This window comes from Bifidobacterium sp. ESL1118 (genome assembly GCF_058505595.1).
The window spans coordinates 500206-519027 of sequence record NZ_CP196371.1 but is presented as its reverse complement, the minus strand read 5'-3'; the positions used below and the strand labels follow the sequence as shown (position 1 = coordinate 519027).

The 18822-nt window shown below is 55.7% G+C and carries 16 protein-coding genes and 1 pseudogene; 9 read left to right on the top strand and 8 right to left on the bottom strand.

What is annotated here, in order from left to right; genetic code table 11:
• Positions 1–77: 77 nt before the first annotated feature.
• Complete coding sequence (locus ACSYSS_RS02055) at positions 78–1190, bottom strand: ROK family protein (protein ID WP_491703847.1); 1113 nt, start codon at positions 1188–1190, stop codon at positions 78–80.
• Between the two features lie 278 nt (positions 1191–1468).
• On the opposite strand from ACSYSS_RS02055, the gene ACSYSS_RS02050 reads away from it, so the two are divergent.
• The 4 genes from ACSYSS_RS02050 to ACSYSS_RS02035 all read left to right on the top strand — a co-directional run bounded on the left by ACSYSS_RS02050 (position 1469) and on the right by ACSYSS_RS02035 (position 6524).
• Complete coding sequence (locus ACSYSS_RS02050; protein WP_491703846.1) at positions 1469–2452, top strand: ROK family protein; 984 nt, start codon at positions 1469–1471, stop codon at positions 2450–2452.
• Between the two features lie 188 nt (positions 2453–2640).
• The gene (locus tag ACSYSS_RS02045) at positions 2641–4038 is read left to right on the top strand and encodes an ROK family transcriptional regulator (RefSeq protein WP_491703845.1); all 1398 of its coding nucleotides are present in this window, start codon (positions 2641–2643) and stop codon (positions 4036–4038) included.
• A gap of 109 nt (positions 4039–4147) precedes the next feature.
• Entirely contained in the window at positions 4148–5041 is an 894-nt protein-coding gene (locus ACSYSS_RS02040) for a carbohydrate kinase family protein (RefSeq protein ID WP_491703844.1), read from the top strand.
• A gap of 220 nt (positions 5042–5261) precedes the next feature.
• A complete protein-coding gene (locus ACSYSS_RS02035; RefSeq protein WP_491703843.1) occupies positions 5262–6524 on the top strand; it encodes an AGE family epimerase/isomerase in 1263 nt (420 codons plus the stop codon).
• A gap of 174 nt (positions 6525–6698) precedes the next feature.
• Here ACSYSS_RS02035 and ACSYSS_RS02030 read toward each other — a convergent pair whose 3' ends face one another.
• Both ACSYSS_RS02030 and glmM read right to left on the bottom strand, forming a co-directional pair.
• Positions 6699–7358 (bottom strand): peptide deformylase, encoded by a 660-nt coding sequence (locus ACSYSS_RS02030; RefSeq protein ID WP_491703842.1) that lies wholly within the window; start codon positions 7356–7358, stop codon positions 6699–6701.
• Positions 7358–8746 carry a phosphoglucosamine mutase gene (gene glmM, locus ACSYSS_RS02025; protein WP_491703841.1) on the bottom strand — a complete coding sequence of 463 codons (1389 nt, stop codon included), beginning with the start codon at positions 8744–8746 and terminating at the stop codon, positions 7358–7360. The genes ACSYSS_RS02030 and glmM overlap by 1 nt, the downstream gene beginning before the upstream one ends.
• A 341-nt stretch (positions 8747–9087) precedes the next feature.
• Here glmM and ACSYSS_RS02020 point away from each other — a divergent pair, with 341 nt between their 5' ends.
• From ACSYSS_RS02020 to ACSYSS_RS02000, 5 genes and pseudogenes are all read left to right on the top strand, one after another.
• Complete coding sequence (locus tag ACSYSS_RS02020) at positions 9088–9645, top strand: hypothetical protein (protein ID WP_491703840.1); 558 nt, start codon at positions 9088–9090, stop codon at positions 9643–9645.
• Positions 9646–9714: 69 nt separating this feature from the next.
• Entirely contained in the window at positions 9715–10245 is a 531-nt protein-coding gene (locus tag ACSYSS_RS02015; RefSeq protein WP_491703839.1) for a hypothetical protein, read from the top strand.
• Complete coding sequence (locus ACSYSS_RS02010) at positions 10146–10817, top strand: hypothetical protein (protein ID WP_491703838.1); 672 nt, start codon at positions 10146–10148, stop codon at positions 10815–10817. The genes ACSYSS_RS02015 and ACSYSS_RS02010 overlap by 100 nt, the downstream gene beginning before the upstream one ends.
• Positions 10808–11584: pseudogene (locus ACSYSS_RS02005) on the top strand (ABC transporter ATP-binding protein). The gene ACSYSS_RS02010 and the pseudogene ACSYSS_RS02005 overlap by 10 nt, the downstream one beginning before the upstream one ends.
• Positions 11538–12527 (top strand): hypothetical protein, encoded by a 990-nt coding sequence (locus ACSYSS_RS02000; protein ID WP_491703837.1) that lies wholly within the window; start codon positions 11538–11540, stop codon positions 12525–12527. Before ACSYSS_RS02005 ends, ACSYSS_RS02000 begins: the two are co-directional and overlap by 47 nt.
• Before the next feature lie 135 nt (positions 12528–12662).
• Here the strand turns inward: ACSYSS_RS02000 and pepN are convergent, their stop codons facing one another.
• From pepN to ACSYSS_RS01975, 5 genes are all read right to left on the bottom strand, one after another.
• On the bottom strand, positions 12663–15275 hold the full coding sequence (gene pepN, locus ACSYSS_RS01995) for an aminopeptidase N (protein ID WP_491703836.1): 2613 nt from the start codon (positions 15273–15275) through the stop codon (positions 12663–12665).
• A 195-nt stretch (positions 15276–15470) separates the two neighbouring features.
• Positions 15471–15989, bottom strand: coding sequence for a hypothetical protein (locus ACSYSS_RS01990; protein WP_491703835.1), 519 nt, complete (start codon positions 15987–15989; stop codon positions 15471–15473).
• Positions 15990–15998: 9 nt separating this feature from the next.
• Complete coding sequence (locus ACSYSS_RS01985) at positions 15999–16535, bottom strand: hypothetical protein (RefSeq protein WP_491703834.1); 537 nt, start codon at positions 16533–16535, stop codon at positions 15999–16001.
• Positions 16528–17283 carry a TIGR04255 family protein gene (locus tag ACSYSS_RS01980; RefSeq protein ID WP_491703833.1) on the bottom strand — a complete coding sequence of 252 codons (756 nt, stop codon included), beginning with the start codon at positions 17281–17283 and terminating at the stop codon, positions 16528–16530. Before ACSYSS_RS01980 ends, ACSYSS_RS01985 begins: the two co-directional genes overlap by 8 nt.
• Before the next feature lie 289 nt (positions 17284–17572).
• On the bottom strand, positions 17573–18604 hold the full coding sequence (locus tag ACSYSS_RS01975) for a class C sortase (RefSeq protein WP_491703832.1): 1032 nt from the start codon (positions 18602–18604) through the stop codon (positions 17573–17575).
• Positions 18605–18822 lie beyond the last annotated feature (218 nt).

The following is an 18822-nucleotide window of genomic DNA, read 5'->3' as shown; positions in this document are numbered from 1 at the left end:
ACGAATCGGCCGTCATGATGCAACACGCAATGACGGCCGATTCACATTCGTAATCCGTATACGCTTCTTCTCTTTTCCTAGAAGTCCGTACCCTTCTGAAGCCATCGGTCGAGAACCAGCGCACAGGCGCCAAGCAGATTCGCGTCCTCCCCGAGCAACGAGCGATGAACGGCGACATCGGCCCGGAAGCGTGTGGAAACATTCGCATTGAGTTCCTGCTGCAAGGCATCCAACAGAGTCTTGCCCACCACCTTGGAATCACCCAACACCATGACCTTGGGCACGTCGACCAAAGCCACCGGTACACTTAAGGCGCGGCCTAGGTAGTGCCCGGCACGCTCAAGTATGGCATCTCTCTGCTCAGGATGCTCAACGATGCACTGAAGCAGCAACGGCACATTCACCTCGGCCTCCAAGCAGCCACGCTTACCGCAGTTGCAGGCATGGCCTTTGGGATTGACCACAACGTGGCCGATCTCCCCGGCCTGCATACCGAAACCAGAAACCAGGTTCCCGGAGAGCACAAGCCCGGCACCGATGCCTGCCGTCAGCTGAAGCAAAAGCAGATTCAAATCCCCCTCTCCGAAACGCCCTTCAGCAATGGCCTCGGCATTTGCATCGTTTTCCACAAACACTGGACACCGCAGGGCGGCATTGATGGGCGAACACAAATCCACGTCCCGCCATCCAAGATTCGTCGCCTCAACCACCTTGCCTTCGACATCGACAATGCCAGGGCATGAAACACCCACACCAAGCAACGGCGAAACGGCTTGGGATGCAAGATGTTCGCACAGTCGCACCACTTCATGCACCCGAACAAGCTGGCCGGTGTCCACCGGCTCTTCCGCACGGACCAAGACATGACCCGCCAAGTTCATCACCGCGCCACGCAGCACATAAGGTTGGGAAAGGTCAATCGTCACCACGGATCGGGCATTCTCATCCAAATGCAGCATCAGACCCTTCTTGCCTGGTCCTTTCGCCTCGCTCAAACCGTGTTCCACAACCAGTCCCACTGCAATGAGATCAGCCACGATATCGGATATCACCACTCGTGTCAGTCCAGTCTGACGAGCCAGATCGGCACGCGTCGAAGCACTTTTGAACAGTAGCCGCAGCACTGCTGCAGAATTATGCGCACGAACGGCACTGGGCATAATCTTAGTCAGGGGCCTTTCAGCATTCATATCAATCTCCTCATCACAAACTTCGCCACCAGCAATCCTAGCGTATACAACTTCATAAGGAACCTATACATAATTAATCCATGCCGCTATGTGCATATAATTACTAATTAAATAACTATACTAGGCATAGTTAATCAAGACGTAACGTATCGTTTCAATCAATTTGTATATATCGCTTACAAAAGTTACAATAGAGTACATCAGCATTCAACTGCCACAGAGCATCGGCACAGCAACGACCACTGCACAACCGGAATCAGTAAAGGAAGTCAAGTTCCATGGTTTCAACAACACCCCAACCATATCAGTCAGCTGAAGGCCCAGCTGCCAACCGGTATCTCGTCGGAGTCGACATCGGAGGCACCAAAATCGAAACGGTGCTTCTCAGCGCAGAGGGAGGAGTCCTCGGAACCCATCGGATTCCGGCAAGACGCGGCAACGAAGCCGTAGTGAACGACATCATAGAGAGCGTACGCCACATCACCGAACCGCTTGGCACCGGAAGCTATTCGGTGGGTATCGGCATTCCAGGACAAATCGACTCGGCCACCGGCACCGTGTACAGCGCCGTCAATCTCGACATCGAGGAACTTGCTTTGGGACCAGCCGTGACCCAAGGTCTCAATGGGACAACGGTAAAGGTCGAAAACGATGTCAACGTGGCCGCACTCGGGGCCTCCCACCTTACTTCCACTGGCAATATCGAGACCGACGAGACCACGGTATTCATCAATCTGGGCACCGGTCTCGCTGCCGGTGTGATACACAACGGAACCATCGTGCACGGCGATACCGGCATCTGTGGAGAGGTCGGACACATTCCGGTGGAACCACACCAGCTGCCGTGTGCATGCGGACAGCACGGATGTCTGGAAACCGTGGCCTCAGGAGGCGCAATCCAACGACTCTGGCCCAATGCGGAAGGCCCGGCACTACCTGATCTCATAGACAAAGCCGACGCAGGCAACAATCATGCCAAGGAGGTACTGGCGATGGTGCTGGACGCACAGACCACTGCCATCATCATTGTCGGACTGTGCATCGATCCTTCGAGCATCATCATCGGCGGCGGCGCAGCCCGTACCGGCACCCCCTTGCTACTTCACCTCAAGGAGACGCTCAGAAAAAGGGCCAAAGACAGTGCCTTCCTCGTCTCAACCCATTTGGACGACCGCATCCATCTGGCTCCAATCGGCAAGCCGATCGGAGCCATTGGAGCAGCTTTGGCAGGCCGTACGAGGGACCACGATGCCTTGGCATAGATTGGTCCGGCTTCAGCAACCTTCGACCTTCAGCTCGACACTCTATATGGATAAACTGCAGCGGCCACTGGAAGCGACGCCCATGCGACACGCCGCAAACCCATTGACTGCATAAGTATGTTAACGCTGTTAATATATAGTTGAACACGAAAACATATCATCGTAGAAATGGGAACGAGGAGGTACCGATGCCATCCACCACGCACACCCTCTCCCAAGCCACTCTTTCGGAGTCGAATCGGTCACATATACTGCATTACCTTTACCACAATGGCATTAGCTCAAGGGCGCAGATAGCGCGCGCGCTCAATCTGACCCCAGCCGCCATCACGAAGATCACCGCCAAACTGATTGATGACGGAATCATCACCGAAACCAGGATGCGGTCAGAATCGTCGACACCCACACATGAGGGAGCCAAGCGAACCCTTGCTCATTCAAATCGGTCCGGCAGATCGGTGGGATTACGGCTTTGCAGCGATTCCTTCCATGTCATCGGAGTCAAATTCGCCCGAAGCCTGTTGCAGATCGGCACGTTCGACCTAGACGGCAACCAGCTTTCGTTGAAAGACCTCCCCACAGTGACGGAAAGCACCATCGATGCATCCTTGGACGCGCTTCACCAAGACATCGTCTCGCTGATCGATCAAGATCCATATGTCGCGGCCATCGGCATGGCCGTGCCTGGACCTTACCTACATGCGGAGGGTAGAACCGCCGTGGTCTCGTCGATGAACAGTTGGCGCAAGGTGAACTTTCGCAAGGAGTTCGAAACCAGCTTTTCCGTACCAGTGTTCATCGAGCAGGATGCGCGTGCGGGTGCACTGGCTGAAAGTCTGTTCGAGATGCACGCGGATACCCACAGTCCGAATCCCAGACAGCCTCTCGCGACGGCTTCGGTCGAAACAGACGAACGCAGACCCAGCGCCGACCACAAATCGGATGAAGGCAACGAACCAGATGACCGTGACGCCCGGGCAAACCTGGCTTACTACTTGCTCGGCGAAGGCGTAGGTCTCGGCGTCATTGAAGACGGCAGGCTCGTCGACGGCCACCTTGGCACAGCGGCCGAGCTCGGGCACGTGAGCATCGATGTCAACGGCAAGCCATGTGAATGCGGCAACAGAGGTTGCCTGGAACAATACTGCTCGGCGGTGGCCACCCATCACATCATGCAAGAGCAGAATTACCCCGGAATCGAGGGGCTTTCCCACCGTCAGGCCTGCGAGCGCCTGTTCGCCGATGCCAAGGACTCGGAACGTCCCATGCATTTCCACGCCAAGAACATCATAGACCAAGTGGCCCGTTACATCGGCTACGGCTGTGTCACCATCATCAATGCCTACAATCCCAGGCGCATCATTCTTGGCGATATCCTTTCGCACGCCGGCCCGCGGATGCTCGACACAGTACGCACAGTGGCTCGCGAGCGTGTCATTCCCGAAATCTACGAGTCCACCAGCATCGAACTGTCCGCATTGCCCACCGATGCCACGGTAAGCGGTGCCGCAGCGGTGGCCATCACAGCGTTCCTCGACAATCCTTCTAGATTTCTGCCCGGCAAGCGGCTACCAAATAGCACGTAAATCATCCAACCATACGAAATAGTGGGGATTCCTCACATTCCCCAACCAAACCGAACAATTCTAGAACAGCGGATTGGAAACCCAATCCGCACAACTGAAAGGAACCATAATGCCACAACCTATCGTGCTTTCCATGGGAGAACTGCTTTGGGACATGCTGCCCACAGGCAAGCGTGCAGGAGGTGCCCCCACGAATTTCATCTACCATGCCATGAAGAATGGATGCGACGGCTATGCCATCAGCGCCCTGGGCGAAGACGAGCTTGGTGACGAGCTGCTGGAGGCCACTCAGAATGCAGGCATCAAAGGCATCGTAGAGCGTAACGCCTGGCCCACCGGCACCGTTGCAGTGTCTCTGGAAAACGGCATCCCTGAATACACCATCGTCAAAGGCGTGGCTTGGGACCACATCCCACTCACCCGCAAAATCATCGAACTGACCCAACAGGCCGATGCGGTGTGCTTCGGAACGCTTGCGGTGCGTGCCCCCGAATCCCACGAGACCATCATGGAGCTGCTCAAGCACACCAAACCGGGTGCCATGAAGTTCTTCGACATCAACATCCGAGGTAACTTCTACTCCAAGAAGACCATCGAGGAGCTGCTCGGCGCAGCCACCGTCTTCAAACTCAATGATTCCGAGCTGCTACTGCTACGCGATATGTTCGGCATCGCCGGAACCAGTGACGAAAACGCCTGCCAATGGTTCATCGACCACTACAACCTGGACTACGTGATTCTGACCGGCGGCGCCACCTTCAGCACCATCGTCTCCAAGAGCGGCGAAAAATCAACCCTCATCACCCCACGCGTGGAGGTGGACGACACGGTGGGTGCAGGAGACGCCTTCTCAGGCGCATTCACCGCCAAAATCCTTCAAGGGGCCGGATTGTTGGAAGCCCACAAGACTGCGGTCAACACGTCGGCCTTCGTATGCACCCAGCCCGGTGCATGGCCGCAATACCCCGAACAGATCACGGATTATCTGGCACAGGCGAAGTAATATCGGCCAAGCTTTGAAACCGCTCGCCACCCATGCTTCCGGCGTGCAGTTCCAAGACCAACGAATATGCTGAGTTGGAGGCACGGACCGTCACACATGACGCAATGCGCAGGCTTCGTTGCAGTGACGTCGGCACGTCGGACGTATGGCGGAATACAATGAAATCTATAAACTAAACCGTTTTAGTTATCGTTGTTTTGATATCAGCCAAAGGAGAAACATGAAAGACAATCCCAAATATCGCTTAGGAACTCAGTCAAACCGTATATTCCTGGCAAACCAGACCAAGAATCTGCTTGACTTCGGACGGAACTTCCCCGTGCCGGAAGGTGGGTCGGGCTGGCTGAACAGCAACGGAACAGTGGATCCCTCACACGGCATCCAAACCTGGATCACCGGGCGCATGACGCACGTCTATTCCATCGCCTCAATCATGGGGTACCCTGGCGCAGGGCACTTGGCAGACGAGGGCCTGCGCGGCCTCAACGGGATCCTTCACGACGACAGAAACGGAGGCTGGCACCCCTCCATACAGGCCGATGGCACCCCCGAGCCCGGCAAGGTCTGCTACACCCACGCCTTCGTCATCATCGCCGCCACATCGGCCTATCTTGCAGACCGGCCTGGTGCCAAAGCATTGCTCGATGAGGCACTGGAGACATATGACAAATACTTCTGGGACGACGAACACGGCCTGGCCGTAGACACTTGGGACACCTCGTTCTCCAAGCTCGACACATACCGCGGGCTCAACGCCAACATGCACACCACAGAGGCCTTCCTAGGTGTGGCCGACGCCACGGGCGACAACACGTACCGCGAACGCGCAGGTCGCATTGTCAGGCAGGTTGTGGCATGGGCCAAGAACAACAACTGGCGCATCCCCGAGCACTTCGACGAGAACTGGAATCCCGACTTCGAATTCAACGCCGACAAAAAGGATGACCAGTTCAAGCCCTACGGTGCCACTCCAGGCCATGGCATCGAGTGGGCGCGGCTCATCTGCCAGTGGGCGCTGAGCTACTTCAAGAACCGGGCGTTGGCCCAGCCCTACATCGAGGCCGCCGAACAGCTCTTCAACCGTGCCGTCGCCGACGGCTGCGACAACGGCGGCAAGCCCGGTCTGGTGTACACCACCGATTGGGAGGGCCATCCCGTTGTGACCGACCGCATGCACTGGACGCTGGCCGAAGGCATGAACACCTCCTCCACACTGGCCAGAGTGACGGGTGACGTCAAATACAGCAATTGGTACGAACGGCTCGCACAATACACCGACGAATACCTCATCGACCACAAAAACGGCTCCTGGTTCCACCAACTCGACGCCGACAACAAGGTGATCGGAACGGTATGGCCTGGCAAGTCGGATGTGTACCATGCCTTCCAGTCCACGTTGATACCCTACCTGGACCCATCGGTGTCCATCTGTACAGCCGTGCTCAACGATGCGAGGAAGAACCACATCTGCCTCGGCGACTGAACGCCGTGCCTGACCGGCCCTGGGACCTCAGCACTGCGCAACACAACGCACAGTAGCATTGAGCGCCGCATTGCATCAGCGTGCGAAATATAGCTGATGCAATGCGGCGCTCAATGATTCAGTCCACCGGTCGCAGAGGCCGTTGCAGGCCCTGCAAACTGCTCGCCCAATGACTCATGCGATGGAGAACCCGAGTTGAGCCGCGGCTTGAACCGGAATCGGATCATCAGCCCAGTAATCGGATAGGTTCTCATCCGTGCTGAGCGAACGAATCTCGGCGCGATCGATGTAGATCTCACCACTTAAATGGTCGGTCTCATGCTGGAAGATGCGTGCAGGCCATCCGTGCAGACGTTCCTCATGGTTGTTGCCATCCACATCCTGCCAGCGGGCGATGATGTCAAGCCACCGACGACGCACTGCCTGATACCCCGCAAAGCTTAGGCAGCCCTCATAGAAGCAGCTAGATCTGGTGCCGACCGGTGTGTACGAAGGATTTACGATGGCATGGAACGGGAATTCAGCGACCTCACGCGGATCCTCGGCATCTCCCCCACGAGCATGGTCCTCCACCACGGCAAACGCCAGCCCCAAGCCTATTTGAGGAGCCGCAAGACCCACCCCTGGAGCCTCAAGCATGGTGGAACGCATGGCATCAATCAGCTTAAGGAACGTCTTATGGCCGAGCTGGCCATCGTATGGCAGGGCATGCTCACGAAGCACGGGTTCGCCCATCTGCACAATCGGCAGAATACCTTCCTTGCCGCCGCTTTTCACAAGCTGCTCGACAGCGCGGTTGAGTTCGTTATTGACTTTGGTACGACGCGAAAACATTACAGTGCCAACTCCTGTGCTACAACGTCCGCGAGGCGTGCGCACACCTCATCAGCCTGGGCTTGTGTCTCGGCTTCGGTCATCACGCGCACCAACGGCTCGGTGCCGGAAGCGCGCAGCAGCACACGGCCGGTGGTGCCAAGCAGTCTCTCTTCCTTCTCAACCGCGGCCTGAACCTTGGCGTTCGTGGCCGCAGCCTTCTTGTCTACGTTGGGCACATTGATGAGCTTCTGCGGAAGCTGAGGGAAGTCTGCGGCAAGTTCCTTAAGCGATTTGCCACTCTTGACCACTTCCATGCACAGCGTGAGCGCGGTGAGCGTACCGTCGCCTGTGGTGGCGAACTCACGGTTGATCACATGGCCCGACTGCTCGCCGCCGAGCGAATAGTCGCCCTTGAGCATCTCCTCAAGCACATACCGGTCTCCCACGGCCGTTTGCACTGTGGCAATACCCATATCCTTAAGCGCCAGCTTCAAGCCGAGGTTGCTCATCACCGTGACCACCAACGTGTCGTGGTTAAGCTTGCCTTCGCGCTTCTTGGCACGGGCCAGGATGCCCATCACTTGGTCGCCGTTGACCATGGTGCCGTCTTCGTCCACAGCCAGGCATCGGTCGGCGTCTCCGTCGAAGGCCACGCCCATCACTGCGTCCGTGGCCTTGACCATGGCCTGCAACTGCTCAGGATGTGTGCTTCCCGCCTTCTGATTGATGTTATAACCGTCGGGGCTGGCATTGATGACCAGTACCTCGGCTCCGGCCCTACGCAGGGCCTCGGGTGCCACCACGGAGGTGGCGCCATTGGCACAATCGGCCACGATCTTAAGGCCTCGCAACGGCTTGGGCTGAGTCTTATCGGGGGCCACGGGTGCAATCGAAGAGACCAAGTGATCGATATACATATTGGTGGCGGAGCTCATATCGCGGCTCACGCGACCCACTCCGGCACCCGTCGGACGAGGCCAATCAGCCCCAAGAACAGCCTCGATCTCATCTTCCTTGCTATCCGGCAGTTTAAACCCGCCGCGTGCAAAGAACTTGATGCCGTTGTCGGGCATAGGATTGTGGGAGGCGGAGATGACGGCGCCCATATCCACATTGAGCGCCGAAGTAAGGTATGCCACGCCTGGAGTGGGAATAATACCCGCATCAATCACGTCAAAGCCGCCTGCGCTCATTCCTGCGGCAAGCGCCGAAGACAGGAAATCACCCGAAACCCTGGTGTCACGGCCAATGATCGCACGCCTGCGACCTTCGCGATGCTCCTCATCCGTGCCTGAGCTATCACCCAATACGCGTACCGCGGCATCCCCCAAATCCAGCGCCAGACGCGCTGTAAGATCTCGGTTCGCAAGACCTCTGACACCATCAGTACCAAACATATCTGGCATAATAAAACTCCAAGCACTTTAGAGACAATAAAACTAAGTTCATTTTACCCATGGGGGCACCTAGAGCAGCCATGCAATCGGAGGCCTCGGGAAATTGACAGTATCAGATCAATGGCGTTATGCTAAATACACGGTCAGTGAAGATTAAGGCAGCAAAGTTGCCTTCAAAGATGAGAAGGCACCCGATCAATGGCGAAAAACAGGACTTGTCAACATCTGCAACGGCTTGTCACCGTGGCGCTCACCATCACAGCGTTGGCTGTAGAGTCGGCGCATGCGGGAATTCGACCGGTGATAGGAAACCAAACGACCAGGGCCAGTCTTCTTCATCGTCACAATCCATGCCGAAGAAGACAGAAGACAATTCGCAATCCCCCGATATACCACCTGCAGGGAGCAATCTCAAAGCGGCATCGTCGCTTCAAGCCCTGATCGACGAAAATGTCTCAAGGAACGACATCTCCGACTACCAGGCAACAATTCTCAAACAAGCACAGAAGAAGGGACGCATCTCGGCTTCCCAATATGAACAGGCTTGGTCCAGTTACAAGCAGTGCATGGCAGACCATGGCCACCATCACATCATTCTTCAGAAGTTCCCCAACGGACTTTACACGGAAGCCGCCTACAAACAAGGTACAGATAAGTTCAAGGAACAAAAGTATCTGGACGACCGAGATCAATGCGGCAACACTTACGTTTACTACATTGACGATGTCTACAAAGCTCAAATAGGCAATCAAAACCTCTACTCGAATCAGGCGGATGGCATCGTGGACTGCTTCCACCGCGAGAATCTTGTACCCAAAAGCTATTCCGTGGCAGATTTCAACAAGGAAAAAATAAGGAACATACCTCTTTTAACCAAAGAAATCCACAAATACGTGAATGTATGCTAGCCAACGACTCTTATGTATTTTACACTGATGAGCCCTATGAAACCATAGATTAAGACAGAGAGTAACAAGATGAAACGTGACGCCGGAGATACCGACAACGAGAGCAACGACGCAAACCACCAGCGGCCAAAGCGCCGTCTGTGCGCCGTTCCTCTCTCTTGGGTGCTGCTCATTGTCATCGTCGTGATTGCGCTGACCGCCGGCATATGCGCGCTGGCGCTGCCCGACCGGCCACCATCCTCATTGGCGCCAGCCAAGGAAATCACCAGCGCACCCGTGCGCACCGAAGAGTACTCCGGGCAGGCGCAGGTGACCCTCATCCCCACCATGAGTGCGAAACGACAGATTCTCTCCAACGCCTCGGGCACCGTCACCAAGAACCTAGCCAACGGCTCACTGAAGGACGGCGCGCCCACACTGGGCATCAATGGCCGCACCATTGTCTCGCTCAACACTGCCTCGCCCTTGTATCGGTCACTCAAGAGCGGAGACACGGCGATGTGCAGGCACTCAACGATGAGCTCAACCGCTTGGGCTACAACACATCCCCTGGCAGCACCTCATACACCGGGGCCACCAGTGCAGGCTGGAAGCAGCTGATGGCAAACGCAGGCAATCCTTCGGACGGCTCCTTCGACCTGGCCGACACGTTGTGGATTCCCTCGCCGCAGGTGTCAATCACCGACTGGCAAGCGGAGGAAGGCGCCAACGTGCAGGAGGGCTCTCCCATCGGCACCGTGCCCGGAGGCATAGCCAAGCTCTCCATCAAAGGCGGCAGGGCCTCGAACCAGCAGCAGACGCTCAGCGCCTTCGGCCAAAGCACCACCTTGGAGCCCGGCGCCACCTCGACCCAAGACGCGGCGTTCTGCGCTGCTGTGGGAGGCACAAGCGACTTTGCAGGCATCGCCGAAGGAGACCGGGCAGCCGGTTTCGACGCCACACTGAGCCTGACCAAGCCGGTCAAAGCCTTACGAGTGCCTGCGGCAGCCGTGATTGACGTCTCCGGAAGCAAGGGGTGCATCGTGAAGGCGGATGACAGGAAGCCGATTCCCGTCACCATCGTCGGCTCGCAACTGGGCGCGAGCCTAGTTGAGGGGCGTGGCGGTGCAAGCGTCTCCGCCATCAAATCCGTGGCCATTGGCAGCTCCCTCAAGGCAGTATCATGCAAGTGACAGCTCGTGACCTCGGCCATCGCTTCCCCGGCACTGACGTGCTCTTCGAGCATCTGGACTTCACCTTCGAACCCGGCCAGACCGTTGCGGTATGCGGTGCAAGCGGCTGCGAGAAATCCACGTTGCTTTCTCTGCTCACCGGCATGGAGTCCCCGGCGTATGGGTCCATCGAACGAACCGATGTGGCACGCATTGGATGGGTGTTTCAAAACCCATACGGCGTCTCTGAGCGCAGCGCCCTCGACCACGTCGTCTTCCCGTTGCTGGCCAAGGGCCTGACCCGCTTCCAGGCAGAGCCCCAGGCTTTGGATGTGCTGGGCATGTTCGGCTTGAAATCCATAGCGGAGTGACGATTCAGCGATCTATCGGGCGGGGAGGCACAACGGCTCATGCTAGCCAGAGCGGTCTGCTCGCAGCCGGACATGCTGCTGGTGGACGAGCCGACGGCGCAGCTCGACACCCGCACCGCCCACAGCGTCAACGCCGTGCTGGGCAACCTTGCCGGGCAGGGAATGATCGTGGTGGTGGCCACGCATGACCACGATACGCGAGACGCCTGCCAGCAGGTCATCGACCTCACCGAGTATGCCTCTGGCAGCGAGAATGCAGACCCAGCGTCTATGCTGGCAGCCATAGAAGACGGGCCACAATATGCGCCTGAAGTCAATCTGCTCCGAAGCCTGGAGAAACCTTGCGGGCGGCACTACCCACGCACTGACCATGATGGCAATTGTGCTCCTCGGCGGAACTTTGCTCGGCGGGTATGAGGCACTGTCGGTCATCGACCTTGAGCGTGATGCCAGCACAAGAATCAGCGCCCAAGCCGATGTGAAGGCCATGATCGCTCCGGGCATTGACGGCAGCGCATGCGACGACCTCACCGCAGCATCGAACGGGCCAAGCATGGCCGGCGCACTACGCGAGGGGCCACAGATCACTGTGAAGTCCACGCCAGGCAAAGACGTTACCTCGTATGAAGTAACCTCCGGATTCCTCGCCTTCCTGACCCAGCGACCGAACGATTCAGCCGTATCTAATGCCTCGCAGGCCATGGACGCATCGGGCATCTGGGTCTCTCACGACCTTGCCCGCGACTTCGGACTGCAACAGGGCAGTAAGCTGGAGACGAACCTTAGAGACGTGCAGGTGGCGGGAGTGTTCACCTGGCCGAACGACGGAAGGGACACCAGAGCCGCGTATGCGCTCATCACACCCGTCTCCGGCAGCGACGACGGCTTCAAGGAATGCTGGGCCAAGCAATGGCCAATCTCCGCCCAGACAGACGATTTGCTGTATTCAACGGCCCGCGTAGGTGCCGCAGCATCCGGCAAGGCCGACCAGTGGCATCACCGCCCTCAACAGAGGAATAGACACCCACTACAACGCCTCGGCGGCATACGGCAATCGACTGACCCGTTGGACCCCTCTACTGGGCATCGCCCTCAGTGCCGCCATAGGATTCGTGGCCGTGCAACGCAGAAGACTGGAATACGCCGGTGCGTTGCACGTCGGACAGTGCAAACACGAACAGATGCTCACCATCGTCTTGGAGACTGCAGTATGGGCAGGAGCAGGCAACATAGCCGCAATCAGCTTCATTGCAGCCATTACACGTCTTTCACCGGCGGATCCGTATGCGGTTCTGCTGGCGGCAGCACGAACCCCGTGCGCCATATTCGCGGGAATGATATTGGGGGCGGCGACCTGTGATGCCTTCATCAGGCAATCGCAGCTGTTCCGATACTTCAAAAACCGCTGAGAGATCATCACTTCACTCAATAATTGCCCTCTGCATCTCAAACGGTCAGCCCATCAGGCAGGCCGATGCATCAGACCAGCAGAACCTCACGCACACTGCGCATTGGCAGCACTCACCTCAAGGGCGCGACGCGAACCATCCACATTCTGGATGATCAGGCTGCGCAGCGCGCGGTCAGCATCGCCATGGGAGTTCAGCCACGCATCGCCAACGCGCACGAGCTGCGTGGCATCGGCATACGTCGGGTAGAGATCGGTAAGCAGCGATTCGGCCATATGGAAGGTGCGGTTCTTCCAGATCCAATCCACGGTGTCGAAATACTTGTCAACATACGGCTCACCCAAATCGCCCTTGGCCGTTGCGCCGAAGCCTGTCGCGGCAGCTTCAAGCTGCGAGTTGGTGAGGTCGGTGTTGTAGATGGCCTGTTGCCATGCCCAGTCCTTGGCTTCGGCAGTGGGCATGACCGCACGGGCCTTGTAGGCGAATTCGCGGTTGGCAGTGGTGTCGGCCGCCTTGAGCTCGGCATCGATTCCATCACCGTCAACGGCACCGACACAGGCGAGCGCGGTGATGAGCTGCCAACGCAGGTTGTTGTCGATCTGAAGGCCGCGCAGCTTCAATGTGCCGTCAAGCAGACCGCGCACATTCGAGATGAACGGGGCATCGCCCTCCTCGCCATAGTTCAGATAGGCGCCGACCAGTTGGAACTGCTCGTCGCTGCCTGGCTCGGCGGCGTTGGCAAGATCCCAGAGACCCTGGGCCACGTGCTTTGCCACCGCCTCACGCCGCCCAGGCGCCACATACAGCTTGGCTGTGGTCTCCAAGCTAGAAAGAGCATAGCGGAACGTGGTGGACTCATGCTCGGTGGAGAGCATACTAAGGCTCAGATCCACGAACTTCTCAGCTTCGAACTCACCGTCACGGGTCATGTCCCAGAAGGAAAGCCAGACCACGGCTCGCGCCAGGGCATCACTGAACTTGTCGAGGTTCTGCTCCGCGAAGTCGCGGGATTCGTCGTCAAAACGCAGCTTGGCATAGGTGAGGTCATCGTCGTTGATCATGATGAAATCCGGACGCTTCTGACCCACAAGCTGGCTCACTTCGGTGGTTTCCTCAGCAACGTTCAGCTCAAAGCGATCGGTGCGCACCACCTTGCCGGATGTCTGATCCAAATTGTAGAAGCCGATGGCCATGTGGTGGGAACGCAGCACCGGATGTTCTGCCGGAGCTGTTTGTGTGAGCGTGAATTTCGTGATCTCGCCGTCCAGATTGGTCATCACCTCCGCGGCAATGGTGTTGATGCCGGACTCCTCAAGCCATTCCTTGCTCCAGGTCTTGAGGTCACGACCGCTGGCGGCCTCCAGTTCGGCAAGCAAATCGGAAAGTGTGGCATTGGAATACTTGTACTTGTTCAAGTAGCTATTGATGCCCTTGAAGAACTGCCCACGCCCCACATAGGCAACAAGCTGCTTCAAGACGGAAGCGCCTTTGGCGTAGGTGATGCCGTCGAAGTTCACCTCGGTGTCGTGCAGATCATTGATTGGTGCCACAATTGGGTGCGTTGTGGGCATCTGGTCTTGCACCAGCGCCCAGCTCTTCTCTCCGGAGGTAAAGGTGGCCCAGGAATCTTTCCATTCCGTGGCCTCAGCGGTGGAAAGGGACGACATGAACTCGGCGAAGGACTCGTTGAGCCACAGGTCGTTCCACCACTTCATGGTCACCAAATCGCCGAACCACATGTGGGCCAGCTCATGCAGGACGGTCACCACGCGGCGCTCCGCGAGCGCATCGGTGACCTTGGAGCCAAAGACGTAGGAATCGCGGATGGTGACCATGCCAATGTTCTCCATGGCACCAGCGTTGTATTCAGGCACATAGATCTGGTCGAATTTGGCGTACGGATAGGGCACACCCCAGGTCTTGGCATAGAAGGCGAAGCCCTTCTTGGTAATGTCGAAGAGGTAGTCGGCGTCTTTGGCGAAGTCCTTGGCGAGCGACTGACGGCAATACTGGGCCATTGGCACGGTGCGGCCATCTTCATTGGCATACTCGGTGTGCCATTGAGCGTAGGGGCCTGCGCAGATGGCAGTTAGGTAGGAGCTCATGGTGGGCGTGGTCTCGAACACCCAGTGCCTGGTGGCCTCGGCGGGGTGGCTTTCCAGCGTGCCCTCGGCAGTCATGTCGGATAGATCTGCGGTGGACGCCACCGGCATATTGGAGGTGACGATCCAGGAGGCAGGTGCCTTCACATCGAAGTCAAACGTGGCCTTGATGTCGGGCTGGTCGAACACTGCATAGACGCGGCGGGCGTCCGGCACTTCGAACTGGGAGTAGAGATACACGTTGCCGTCGGTGGGGTCAACACTGCGATGCAGTCCCTCGCCGGTGGTGGAGTACTGACAGGAGGAGACTACCGTGAGCGTGTTGTGCTCCTGCAAGGCCGGCAGCTCGATGCGGTTGTCTTTGAAGTATTGCGCCGGGTCGAGGAATTCGCCATTGAGCTCGATGGAGCTGACGGAATCAGCGATGAGGTCCGCGAAGCTGGACTCGCCAGGCTTGGCGTCAAAAGTGATGGTGGATGTGGACGGGAAGTTCTTGCCTCCCTGCGTCAGGTCAAGACTAACCTTGTAGCTCACCAGGCCTGTGATGACGGCCTTGCGGGTCTCGGCTTCTGTACGAGTGAGATTTGCTCCGGGCATATTATACTTCTCCTTTTAAAACTGATATCAAGCTTCGATTCTGAATACACCCAACTTTGAACGCATCGATTGATAAGAATGCATCATTCAAAGTAAAGTCCATTCAGCAGCTCTTTTCATAAAGAGTGATCCTTTGCAAGCTGAATACTTGTTCCATCTTACTAGACGATTCGTCCAAGCCATAGCCGAAGCTTATCAAACTCTGACTAGTGCCCATTCCTTCATGCTCAACGGCGGCTTTGGTTTGCAAATAGCATATAACTGATTATAGAGACTCTTCAGCTCGGCACGCAACCCGTCACCCATAGGCTCGCCCTTCTCATGAGGGAAACGGTCTGCCTCAATGTGTGGAGTCGTAAGCACCGCATGCGACTGAAAGTCATATAGCGGGTCGGCATTTACTCGGAACGCTTTCTCTCCCGAAGCATCCTCAATGCTCAACGCATCAGCAACACGAAATTCCGCGAGAGCCACAGCGTTGACTACAGCGCCATGCGTACGTACATCTTCTTCCCCGTATCGTTCTCTAATCAGCGATGTCACAGATTCGCCGGTTCTTGGACGAAATAGTCTGAAAGGAACAATCTCTGAAATACTCAAATCTAAACTTTCACCTTTTGACTGTGCCTTCTTGCGCGCAGAGGAGAACGATCCCGGGTCACGTATGAAGCGGGCCACCGTCTCGCACTCAGCTATAGTGCCATCCGCTGTCATTAGGAACCTCTATCGCGCAATTCGATGAGAAAAAGATTCTAACAAGGCCGCAGTTTCCTGCATAGTATCAGTGCATTTTATAGTGTGATCGTCCCCATCTATGGTTACAACACCGGAAATTCCACGGTTGCTGGCCTCAAGCACAAAATCATTACCATTGTTGACATGCACGCCAAACTCAATGGTGCAATTATCAGTTGGCCACACTTGTACGTGTTCCAAAACTCTCAATGGCATAAGGTCAATAGCAGCAAACGCCGATTTCATGGAATCGTTTGTCGGCTTCTCAGTATCATCCAGAGACAACAAATCAAGAACGTCATCGGTGACTCTGTCTTTTGCCTTCCTCTTTATTGCTGTGCCATAATCGGTGTCATTGCTCAGAACAGAACGATACCGCTCCACGCCTTCCTCAATAGTGTGATGCTGTATGAAATCAGCCGACGCGCCCAACAATGGAGTCACTTCGTACGGGGAAACACCCGCCGAGAACGGGGCAATCTTCTTAATCCCTTCGTATACATTCATCGCTTCTCCATCATTCACATCGACTTGCTATCGGCTTGATTATTTCGAAGAACAAAGTATCAGCTATCGAATGAAGCCCTTCCAATACTTCTTTAAGACTCATGGAAACCGCTACCGGCTTTTGGACCACTGTGATGTCTAAAACCGCTGCGGCATCATCCGGTGGAACTAATGCATCTCCCAAAGCGACTTCAACCTGACGTGATTCATCAAGTGGCACTAAGTATTGTACAAAGAACGATGACCCTTTCTCGGGTTTCAAGGCAGCACTGACGTTTTTAGGAAAATCTACATTGATGTTCAAATCGTGTTGGATGAAATCGGTCGGCGTCTTCCCGTCAAGAGCCGTTCCCCGAAAAGCATCGACATAACGCAATTGGCAGGCATCCACCTCCTTGTCGATTTTTTGAAGGTATGGATTAAGAACTTTTTCGAAGCAATACATTAGCTCAGTGGAAAAATCCTTCCAATCCTGATACGAGTCATCGCAGACTATTGTTGCGCCCGTCCAGCCAAACGAAAGAACATACCGACTGTCACCGAATTTATAATGGACACAATACACAGACCGATTTTTCGCAACCGTGTCTAATTCATTTTGCGATACTAATCGCTCAAACTCCACATCAGAAAAATGCTCGTCGGCACGAATGAAATCGCATATGATGCTGACCTCACGATTGGCATCAACGCCATCCCCATTCCAGCGAAGCACACATTCCGAGCTCAAAAGAGGTGCGTGCCTAAGACGTTTTGAGTCATTCATTTGACTACACTCATTTCCGCTCTTATAAATATCGATAGATTCCTTCAACTATACCAACTTATGAGGGACATTAATACAATCTTAAAAGATAAACAGTAAAAGCCTACCAGCAGCCTTCCAAATATCATCCTAAATTTCACTTCACCCTATTGGCACTTTTGCACTAAAAATCACACTACTAACGAATACAGTCAGATAATAATAGAAACGCGCAGAAAACAACGTTAACGCAAACTCCTAGATTAGGCCCGTACCCGTTAATGCCGCCAACGCAACGCCAGAGGGCCTCCTAGCTCTGGCTGCTCCCGAATCTCATGGTGGGAATACCGCCAGAGGCATGACGAGCCCGAAGTAAACCGTATCTCCTCAACTTTACCCAGAGCAGGCCAGGCACCAGAAGGCACAGACTTACCACAATGGCGGTAATCAAGGGATCGCCTTTGGCATCATTTGGATTGGGAATCGGGTCAGGAATGCTCTGGCGAGTGCCGGTGATGACCAGACGCTGGGTGTTGACACCATATGGCGTGCACGTCATCAATGTCACCAGATCGCGACCAGGTACGATTTTATAGAGATGCGTGTCTTCGGGCTGAATGACATGAATGGATTCGACACGATAGCCCAACGTCCTGCCAAGGGTCTGCACATAGAAGATGTTGCCTTTCCTCAGCTCGTCCAAGCGGGTGAAGAGCAATGCGCTGGGCAAGCCGCGATGGCCGCTCAAAACAGCGTTCGTCGAGGCTCCGCCAACGGGAAGACTCGTGCCATAGAGATGCCCGGCCCCCTTTTCGAGCACCTCGTCCGACGTTCCATGATAAATAGGCATACGCACTGAGATACTTGGAATGCGGATGATGCCCATGACCCCATATCCATCATTGAGCAACGACTGGTATTCCTTATCGGTTTCGGAGGCCGGCTTAACCTTCGACTTCGAGCCTGAGCCATTGCCGCCGGCAAATGGGTCGGTGAACTCACCGAGCACAGGTTGGCCGGATTTTGCAATCGATTCGTTATACGTCTGGGCCCGATTGTATTCCTTGGCTATCTGCCCCTGAGGCCACTTGGCCATACGGTTCTGCGAAGCCTCGACCTGCGTGCTTTCTTTATGCGCACTCACCAGTTGCACAGCCGGTATCCACAGCAACGAAGCCGCGGCGGCCAACACACACAGCACGATAAGCCACTGGATAATCGTTGCATTGCGTTTGCGACGCAATGCCTCCGCGCCTTCACCGCTATAGACCATCTCATCAAACGTGAAATCAGTGAGGCTCTTGGTTTGGGCAACGGTGCCGACTCTGTGTTTAGCGAACAAACCGATACCTCGCCCTTCTCGTTTCCCCAACAACACGTTCAACGCCAACCGATTTCTGCACGAACAGAACACGAGACATCCATGCAAGACGATTCTCATGCTTCATGCGTTCGCACAGTAATCCGTGTCAATCACCACTATTCAGGTGAAGCCCTACGACAAATGAACCACGTTCATCTTACACGAGATGTTATTCTTAGGGTATACCCCATTGCCAT